Origin of the sequence: Streptomyces sp. NPDC020362, assembly GCF_040642095.1 — a bacterium.
GTDB lineage: Bacteria > Actinomycetota > Actinomycetes > Streptomycetales > Streptomycetaceae > Streptomyces.
Window position 1 is genome coordinate 1 of the sequence record NZ_JBFAET010000270.1, and the last position, 9,673, is coordinate 9,673.

The window sequence follows — 9,673 nt, forward strand, 5'->3', positions numbered from 1 at the left end:
TTGCCGGGGAACTCGGTGATGGCGTCCACTCCGTCGGCGACCAGCCGCCACAGGTCCTCGGGTGAGGCCACCCCGCCCGGGTAGCGGCAGCCCATGCCGACAATCGCGATCGGCTCCTGCGGATCGGCCGGAACCATGGTGGCGCGGGCGGGTTCAGCGGCGTTGCCGAGCAACACGCGGATCAGTTCGTCCGCCACCGCCCGCGGGGTGGGGTGGTCGAAGAGTACCGTCGGGGGCAGCCGCAGACCTGTGACCTCGCACAGCCGGTTGCGGATCCGCAGGGCTCCCGCGGAGTCCACGCCCAGAGACCGAAACGCCTCGTCGGCGCCAGTGACCGTCGTGGACGGTCCCAGTTCCGCGGCGACGGCGTCCGTCACCAGACGTACGGCCTCGGTGACGCGCTCCGCCGGGCCGCACCTCAGCAGCCGCTCGCGCGGTCCGTCCATGCCCACCGCGTCGTCCCCGTCGTCCGCCGTGACCGAGGTGAGCGGGTAAGGGGGGAGTGTGACGCGACGGGCGCCGGGCAGGGCGGTGTTCCAGTCGGGGGCCACACCCTGCAGATGGGCCGTCGCCAACGCATTCAGATGGCGGCCGAGTCCGGCGTCGTCACGGCGCATCGTCTCCAGGACGACCACGTTCTCACCGATGTGCGCGGCGGTCTCCTCGATGGAAAGCGTCAGTACCGGATGCGGACTCATTTCCACGAACACACGGTGGCCGTCGCGCAGCAGCGCCTCGATGACGTCCTGGAAGCGGGCGGGTTCCCGCAGACTGGCGAACCAGTGCTCGGCGTCCAGGTTCCCGGTGTCGAGGGCATGGGGCGTGGTGGATGTGTAGACCGGGATTTCCGTGGCACGAGGTCGGACCACGGCGGCTTCAGACACCAGGTACTCATGGACGGGTTCCATGTACGGCGAGTGCCCGGCGATGTTGATGGGCAGCAGTCGGGCACGCACGCCCTGGGCTTGCAACCGCTCCAGCAGCGTGGTGGCGGCATCGCCGGAGCCCGCCACGACCGTTGCGTGCGGGCCGTTCATGACCGCGACGTGCAGGTCAAGACCCCATTCGGCGATCAGTTCGGCTGTTCGCGCGGCGGGCAGGGACACGGCAACCATCTCGCCGTGCCCCTGAAGGCGCGCCAACGCCCTGCTGACCGCGGCGACCAGCCGGGCACCGTCCGTGAGGGACAGGCCTCCGGCAGCGGTCACTGCCGCGATCTCGCCGAAACTGTGTCCCACCACGGCGGCCGGCGTGATGCCGTTCGACCGCCACAGTTCCGCCAGCGAGACCATGACGGCGAACAGGGCGGGCTGGATCACTTCCACACGATCCAGCGGAACCGCACCCGACAGTGCCTCCGTGACGTCGAATCCGGTGAAGGGCCGCAGCGCGCGTGCGCACTCGGTCAGCTTCTCCCGGAAGACCGGTGCTGCCGCAGCCAGTTCGCCACCCATGCCGAGCCACTGAGCGCCCTGGCCAGGAAAGACGAAGACGGCAGAGTCCGGTCCGGACCCGGCGTGCACCACGCTGTCACCCGACGTTCCGGCGGCCAGGGCCCGCAGCGCGTCGATGGCCGTGCCCCTGTCCCGCGCGGTGACCAGATGGCGGTGCGGCCAGATCGTGCGGGCGGTGGTCAGGGTGAACGCGGTGTCGCGCAGGGAGAGTTCGGGATGGCGCAGCAGATGCTCCGCCAGCTCACCGGCGCGAGACCTCAGGGCGGCTGCGCTGCGGCCGGACAGCAGCAGCGGCGCCGGGACAGGGGAGTCGGGGCCCGACGCGCCGTCACGGAAGCGCGGCGAGAGCGCTCGAAGTCGCGCCGACCGTTCCCGAGCGTCCACGGGAACCGGACCGTAGTTATCGACTGAGGGCGTTCCCCAGGCCAGGGCGACAGCGACAGCGTCGGCCCTGTCGTACGAGACCACGATCGCCGGGCTTTCGTCGCGCAGGCAGTCCTCGGCGCTGTTGAACGGACCGTCGGCCTTCGATGAGCGTATCTGCAAGCCAGGAACCGGGTCCTCGGCCAACTGGTCTTCCGCGTCCGCATCGGCGAACACCACCACCTGACGGGAGGCCGATGGCACCACTCCGGAGTCCTCGACAGCCCTCCAGACGACAGACAGGGCTGGATCGGACTCCTGGCCGTGTGCGATTCCGACGACGACGATCTGATCAGTGCCCTGTGCCACGAAACAGCAACTCCCTGTGGGGCCGGAGGCCCGCCGACGCGGATTCTCCCTCTGTTATTGAGCGAGATCGTTGGAGAGTCAATCAAATGACTTCCTGGTATCGCCCCCCCTAATCACCCCTAGAGGGCAACCTCGGGACCGTTAAAATAATCCTTCCAGCCGATCGCCTACCCGCGTCGGGTCCGCCCGCATTACAGTGAGGCGCTGCACGGGCATGGAGAGTCACCTGGGCCGATTTTCACGCTCGTGCCTTCATGGCCGACCCGGAAATAATCGAAGAAATCAACGGTTGGGAAAGCAATGCCAATATTTGACCCCTTGCCGGAAGCTCCTGCTGTCGACCGGCTTCCCCTGCACCTTTGGGGTGGGCCGGAGTTCGCCGTCGTACCCTGGCCAGAGGACACCTGGAAGATAGGCTATAATTCGCATACCTGGCTGCTGGAGAGGAACAGCGAACGCGCGGTCCTGAAAGCCGTACCCAAGGAGCAGGGGACAAAGTTCGAATCCGGTCTGCATGCCGCAGAAATATCTGAATGGTCCGGTATTCCTTCTGGTGCTCCCCGCCGGACGCGTAATGGCAAGATCGTCGTCGAACACGGCGACTGGTGCTGGGCGCTGCTCGAATACGTCGCCGGTCGCCCCACTGACCCGGAGAATCCAGTAGAGCTGGCTCAGGCGGGTCGAACCCTTGGCCGCATCCACGTCGCTCTGCGTGACGTTCCCCCGCTGCCGCAGACGATGGTGTGGGAACAGATGGACTGGGCGCTCGTGGAGCAGCCATTCCTGGACGGACTCGAGTGGATTCAGCAAGCGATCCGCGAAGGGTTTGACGCGGTACCGGAAAATCTGTCGGACGGTAAAATACATTGCGATCCGCGGCTGACCGAGTTCCGCTTCGACGGTGACCGGGTGGGACTCCTGGACTGGGGTGAGGTGATGCATGCTCCTCATGTGTTCGATCTTGCCGCGACACTGAGTTTCATTGAGGAGGGAATAGACGCGGAACCTTTTGTCTCCGGCTATCTGGAGACGTCTCCCGCGTCGGCGGATGAACTGATCTATCTGCCCACCATGCTCAAGATAAGGGCCGCTCTGGAGGCGTGGGTCTATGCGCGACGGCAGTACTACGGGGTTGACCTCGGGCAGATCGCCGAGCACACCAATGCCAGCTTGATCGAGCGTTCCCGGGAGAACATTCTCGCGGCCGAAGCCTTGCCCAAGGATTTTTACATGCCCTGATCGCAAGGCCGGCAGGCTTCGAAGCGGGCCCGCACAGAACGCTCGGTCTTTGTGCGGGCCCGCCGAGGCGCTATGTATGGCCGCCCGCACCCGCTAGCGTCCATGAGAACCTGTCCTCGAGATCCTCACGGTGCCGCACGTGCAGCTTCCGGTAGATGCGCGTCAGGTGCTGTTCCACCGTGCTGGAGGTGATGAACAGCCTCTTGGAGATCTCCCGGTTCGAGTGCCCCTGAATCGCCAGGAAGGCAACACGCCGCTCGGCTGAGCTGAGGGCGGCGAACTCCTCGTGATGCTCCGCACCCTCCCTTTGAGCGCTGTCGGCGGTGGCGTCCATGGTGATGAGTTCCTGGAGCATGGCCGCCTTGCACTGCTGTGCCAAGCGCTGGGCTCGTTTCATTGCCGTCCGAGCGAGACTCAGTTGCGCAGCCTCCCGGTAGGCGGAGGCCAGTTCGGCCAAAGTGTAAGCCAATTCCAGCCAGCTATTGGAGCACTCCAGCACGTCCGCCGAATTCTTCAGGAGCGGAATCCTCTGGTCGGGCTCGCTGATCTTCGCGAGTAGGCGCAGCGTCTTTCCGCGCACTGCCGTTTCCTCTCCGAGGAGCAGGCCGTCGTACTCGAGCAGGATTTCCCGGGCTTCGTCCACCTTTCCGATGCGCAGGTACGCCTCGGCAAGATCACACCGCCAGGGCGCGGTGAGGAGGAATCTGGAGTCCTGGCACGAGTACGTGTACCGGCAGTTCTCGAACTCGGCCACGGCGGCGTGCAGGCGGCCCACGGCCATGTAGTGCCGCCCACGGGCGCGTGAGTAGAACAGTCCGCCGAATCCTCGCAGGGACGATTGGGGAACCGGAAGGTCGAGTACTTCTGCAGCTTCCTCGTGCCTCCCCATCTCCGTGAGTATCTCCACCTGGAGTGCCGCGAGGAACGCGGTGTGCCCACCCCATTCCGGCCAGCTCTTGTGAGCGAGCGCCTCACCCAGCAGCCGGTGTGCACTACCCAGATCGCCGAACTGGAACGAGATCCTGGCCTGGACAAAGGACAGTGCGGCTCTCCATACCGGCGACGGGTAGTCGTCCAGAGCATGGGAGAACTTGACACACCATTCCTGAGCCACGGGCAGTGAGTTCGTCACCTGCAGAATCATGCAGACTACGAGGAAGGGTTCCGGACCCGACGACTTCACCCGGATGCCTTCGAGTATCTGCTCCGCCACAAAGGCTGCCCCTGCCGTGTCGCCCTGTTTGAGGAACTCGGGAACCTTGTGCAGGGCCGTGAGCAGCCACGGCACGCGGTTGCTCAACCCGAAGTCATAGGACTCGTCCGTACTCTGGGGGGCCAACTGTGCTTGCTGCCGCGACACACCGTGCCAGACGCAGTACAAGACCCTCGCGAGGAGCACCTCTGCCCAGGCGTCCGCCTGCGGCGGTACATCCCGGATCATGGCCATCAACTCGCCGGCCCGGTCCGAGAATCCGTGCAGCGTCAGTGCCCTGGTGAGAAAAGCCATGTCCGACACACCCAGGGCGCCGCCACGGGCGGCGGCGACCAGCGGGGGTAACAAGGAGGCTGCCAGCGGAGGGTTTGTCAGCCATTCGGTACGCAGGAGGAGCATGTCGACGGCCGAGCGCCCGCCCGTCGAGGTGGCGGAGGCCTGTGCGATCCTCAGCAGGGCTCTGGCCACATCGTGATTGCCTGCCTCCAAGGTGCGGCCGACGAGTTCCATCACCAGCGGCAGATCCCACGGCGCGCGGAGCCTTCCCGCCGCTGTCAGATGGGCCGCGACGTGCTCCACGGAGACGCCGTCGTCGAACAGGACGCGTGCCGCGTCGAGGTGCAGGTAGGTGCGCCCGATGAACGCCGGGTCGTCGATGAGCGCCTGCCCCGGGTGGTGCCGGAGCTGACCGCCGTCCATCATGCCGAGATCCTGCAAAGTTCGCAGGACCTGGTCGGCTTGAAACGGGTCCCCATCTAGCAGTCGACTCAACCTGTATGGCGAACAGTGCCGGCCGAGGACGGCGGCTGCCCGCGCGCCGTGAGTGAACCCGGGCAGTTCCACGCCCTTCACCTGGACACGGACACTGTCGTGGAAGTCCGCGTCAACGACCGGTGCCTGCCGGCCCCCTCCGACCGCGTCAAGGTGCTTCGTTGCCAGAAGCAGCACCAGAATGATGTTGCCACCTGTGATCGCGTACACCTTTTCGGCGATCTCGCTGGTGGGCGTGTCCGTCTGGCGGTCGTCGAGCACAGCGGTCACCCGCCTGATGTGACCGGTGACCTCCTCGAGCGACAGCGGGCGCAGTCGGACCACTCTGGTGTACGGCAACCGGAGCATGTCCGTGACGAAGCCGTCACAGTAGGAGACGGCCTGACCCGTCCGGTGGGTCATGACAAGCCTGATGCGCGTTCCCTTTAACCGCCGAGCCAGGAAGCGCAAGACGTCCTGTGAAGCCCGGTCGGCGTGGTTTATGTCGTCGACTGCTATGAGGAGGGGACGTTGCGAGGCCATCGCGAGAAGGCGACGGTACGCACGGTGATGGGCGCTTGCGCCGGGCCAGGGGCTGGGTACCTCGGTAAGCTGCGTCATGGCAGTCCCGGCCGGATGCGGACTCATCGCATCTGCTTCGTCCGCTTGCCGATGGAGCTGTTTCAGGACACTGCATGAGGACCGGTGTTCGCCTGGCCAGCCGGTTGCCCACAGGACCAGTGCCCCGGAAGCGGAAGCCTTTTTACTGATTTCGGTGAGAAGGGTCGTCTTGCCTGTGTAATGCGGCCCTTCGATAAGCAGAAGGCCACTGTCTTCTGGCCACCCTTCGAACTCAGAGACAAGTGCGTGTGGAGGAAGGTTCGCGCTGACGGCTGCAGTCACGGTGGGGGAGGTCCTCTCGCAAGTAACATTCGCAGACGAACGTGCAAAGGCGACCGGGAGATGTGCCGGTCGGACTGCGGGCGGTCAAGAGAGCACCCCAGTCTGCGTGGAGGGCAAGCCAAGTGAGATGCGTGCAACCCGGATTTCCGCAAGGTTTGTGGCCGGATGGCACCCCGGTGCCCGCTGGGACGGGTGGCCTCGCCCGAATGCCTTGGGTATCGTTCGCATGGGCGTGCGAAGCTCCAGAGTATGATGCCCAGTTTGTTGATCCAAATGGCAGTACCAATGACTCTTAATGCAAGTAAAAAGACGTTGGGGGCAACGGTCTACTCTGTCATGTTCCAGGGACCATGAGAAAGTTCTCGGCAACGCCCTGCACCTGCTTGTGGAGCTGGTGCTTGCCGTCCTCCCATTTGTTCTCGAAGTGCTGTGCAGAGCCGTGGGAGAGCTCGCGCCCGAACGCGGCATCGAAGTCGAACGTGTGGTGTCCGATGTCGATGAAGTCGTGCGCGAAGCCCAGCATGTCCTGGGCCTCCTTGAGTTCACTCCCGGGGATGTTGACGTCTGACGCCACTTGGGGCCTCCGTTCCTGTGAGGTGAGGATTCGCCTCTTCGGGAACACGACGTCGACGGCGGAAAACGTTCACCGCCACGGACGTCTCCACCGTTCCCGCTCCGGCGTTGAACCCTTCTCGGTACCTGTCTCGTGTTGTAGGCATGACCTCGCTGTTCACCCGGCCGCTGTTCCACGGCGGTGCCGCGCGCCGTGCCGTTGTCGCCTCCCTTCTCGCCCTGTGTGGTGTGGCGAGCCTGTCGGCCTGCGGCAAGACGATCTCCATAGGCGACAGTTCGACCCCGGCCACCCCGGCCACCCCGGCCACTTCGGCCTCCGCGTCGGCTCCGGCCAGGAGCAACTCGGCGCTGCAGGTGGTCGACTCCACCGCGAAGGAAGCCGGACTCAGCGGCAACGGCGGCACCGTGGTCGGAGCGGCGGTGCAGGAAGCGCCGCCCAAGTGGGTGCAGTTGTCCGCGGTGACCTCGGCCCCGCTGCCCGCGGCGCATCTCATCAACATCAACCAGGCGGCCCTGTACCGCTTCGACGGCGACATCGCCGCCCCGTCACAGTCGAACTGCACCGGCGCGTGCGCGGCGAAGTGGCCGCCCGTGACCATCCAGGAAGGCGGCAACGTGTACCTGGCGGGCGTGAACCCGAAGCAGGTCGGAGCCATCCGCCGACCGGACGGCCAGGTTCAGGTCACCGTCGGCGGGTGGCCCGTCTACCGCTTCTCGGGCGATAGCGGGCCGGGCGACCTCAACGGCCAGGGCCTCGACGGAAAGTGGTTCGCGATCGGCCCGACCGGTGAGAGGGCGTCACAGTAACGGGCGGACCGCGGCCGCCGCGGTGGGTGGACCCGCCCGAGCACACCGCCGCCCGCAAGGCCGTTATAGGTGAGTTCACGCCCCGGCGTGTGCAGCGGCTGCGCCCGTATGTGCAGCGCCTTGTCGATAAACGCGTCGGCGCACTGCTGGCCGGCCAACAGCCCGCGGACCTGATAAAGGCGCTTGTTCTGCCGATGTCCACGCTGGTGATCTGCGAACTCATCGGAATCCCGTACGAGCGCCATGAGTTCTTTCAGAGCCGATCCCAGTCGCTACTCGACTTCCATACCCCGGACGGGCGACGCGGCCCGGCGTTGATGGAACTGCTGGAGTACCTGAGCGAACTCGCCGCCGCCAACCTGGCGGCCTCCCCCCTAGACCGGGGCTGTGCCGGGCTACGGCGATCTCCGGCGCGGGATCGCCGCGTCACTTCCCCTTCGGAACTGGAGTCCTGGGATGACTAGAAGCACATGCGTCACCGCTGTCCAGGGCGCCGACGACCGGCTGTGGACCGGGAGTCTCGGGAGGTACGAGCACTGGCGGCGGGCCACCGGCGTTACCGCGCTGGCGGGCTGGTTGGCCCGCACACGGCGGACGCACATCGGCGCGTGTCCGCCATGCTCACAAAGCGCCGTAGGCAGACGAAGCAATTGTCCAGCCGCTCCGGAACGATTCCCTTCGCTTCTCGCGAAGTATGTGCCGTGGCGGCAGGGGTTGCGATCCTGCTGACCGCCGTCAACGAGCAGTGGGAGATGTACTCGCCCCGCAGGGCCCCGGGGGGAGTCCCGTTCGCCCGACTTGACCACGGGCATGGGGGGGTCTGGACTCAGTACGAGCGTTGCGCTGGTTGATCGACGACCGCCGTAGGATTAGAGGTCAGCTGGCGACAGGCGTGGACGGTCTGCTGTTCCCCCACACCCGCCAGGTTGTTCGCATCCACCGCAGACGCCGCACAATCGGCACGTCGAAGTAGCAGACCGAGACCGTCTACGCCGTCACCAACCTCGCGGCCCACCAGGCATCTCCCGCTGAGATCGCTGCCTGGGCACGCGGCCACTGGATCATCGAGAACACCGTCCACTGGACCAGAGACGTCACCTTCGCCGAAGACGCCAGCCAGATCCGCCGCCACCGCACCCCCGCCGTCGTGAGTGTCCTGTGCGACCTCGCCCGCGCCACCCCTTCACCGCTCCGGCTGAGCCGACATCGCCAGCGGTCGACGAGCGCACACCCACCCCCAGCCGCCCTCACCCTCCACGGGATTCCGTGAGCAAACCAGGCGAACGCGACTCTCTTTGGGGCCCTGCCGTGCCCGGCAGGCGACCGTGCGCTCCCGCGCGGCAAGGGTGAACAATCCGGGCCCCGCTCTCGTGTGACACGCAGGAAGCATCGCTGAGCCTGTCGGTACGGAGTGTTTTGTGCGTATGCGTTTCGCCGTGCTGGGGCCGGTTAGAGCATGGCGCGGTGACACGGAGCTCGAGCTCGGGCCGCCCAAGCAGCGAGCGCTCCTTGCTCTGCTCCTGACCCGGGCGGGGCATCCGGTCGCCGTACACGACATCGTCGATGCTCTGTGGGGGCAGGACCCGCCGGACAGCGCCGTCAATGTGGTACAGCGGCACATCGGGATGCTGCGTCGCCTGCTCGAACCGGGCTTGCCGGCGAGGGGCGTCTCGCGGTGGCTGGTGCGCGGCTCGGGCGGCTACCGCCTGGAGGCCGGCCCCGACTGCCTCGACCTGCTGCGCTTTCGGGACCTGCGTCAGCAGGCGGCGGGGCAGGGGAGGACGGCCGAGGCCACGGAGTTGCTGATCGAGGCCCTGGCCCTGTGGCGAGGGCCCACGGCGTCCGGAATCGCCCCCGAGGTCAGGTCCCATCCGGTATTCGTCGCCGTGGACGGCGAGTATCTGGCCGCCGTCAAGGAGGCGGCGGATCAGGCGCTGGAGGCGGGACCTGGTCTCGGTGCGCGGGTGCTGGTCACGCTCAGGCAGGCCGCCGCCCAGCACCC

General features: G+C 66.3%; 7 protein-coding genes. 4 read left to right on the forward strand and 3 right to left on the reverse strand.

Annotated features, from left to right (window positions below; translation table 11 throughout):
- A partial coding sequence (locus AB0H32_RS43760) for an acyltransferase domain-containing protein (protein WP_361133808.1) occupies positions 1–2,186 on the reverse strand: 2,186 nt, incomplete at its 3' end.
- 318 nt (positions 2,187–2,504) lie between these two features.
- Here AB0H32_RS43760 and AB0H32_RS43765 point away from each other — a divergent pair.
- The gene (locus AB0H32_RS43765) at positions 2,505–3,425 is read left to right on the forward strand and encodes a phosphotransferase (protein WP_361133811.1); all 921 of its coding nucleotides are present in this window, start codon (positions 2,505–2,507) and stop codon (positions 3,423–3,425) included.
- Between the two features lie 70 nt (positions 3,426–3,495).
- Here the strand turns inward: AB0H32_RS43765 and AB0H32_RS43770 are convergent, their stop codons facing one another.
- Positions 3,496–6,291 (reverse strand): AAA family ATPase, encoded by a 2,796-nt coding sequence (locus AB0H32_RS43770; protein WP_361133814.1) that lies wholly within the window; start codon positions 6,289–6,291, stop codon positions 3,496–3,498.
- A 334-nt stretch (positions 6,292–6,625) separates the two neighbouring features.
- Positions 6,626–6,865 (reverse strand): hypothetical protein, encoded by a 240-nt coding sequence (locus AB0H32_RS43775; protein WP_361133817.1) that lies wholly within the window; start codon positions 6,863–6,865, stop codon positions 6,626–6,628.
- A 143-nt stretch (positions 6,866–7,008) separates the two neighbouring features.
- Here AB0H32_RS43775 and AB0H32_RS43780 point away from each other — a divergent pair, with 143 nt between their 5' ends.
- The 3 genes from AB0H32_RS43780 to AB0H32_RS43790 form a co-directional block, all read left to right on the forward strand.
- Entirely contained in the window at positions 7,009–7,671 is a 663-nt protein-coding gene (locus tag AB0H32_RS43780; RefSeq protein ID WP_361133820.1) for a hypothetical protein, read from the forward strand.
- A gap of 89 nt (positions 7,672–7,760) precedes the next feature.
- Complete coding sequence (locus AB0H32_RS43785; protein ID WP_361133822.1) at positions 7,761–8,135, forward strand: hypothetical protein; 375 nt, start codon at positions 7,761–7,763, stop codon at positions 8,133–8,135.
- 960 nt (positions 8,136–9,095) lie between these two features.
- The coding region (locus AB0H32_RS43790) for a winged helix-turn-helix domain-containing protein (protein WP_361133824.1) at positions 9,096–9,673 on the forward strand (578 nt) is incomplete at its 3' end.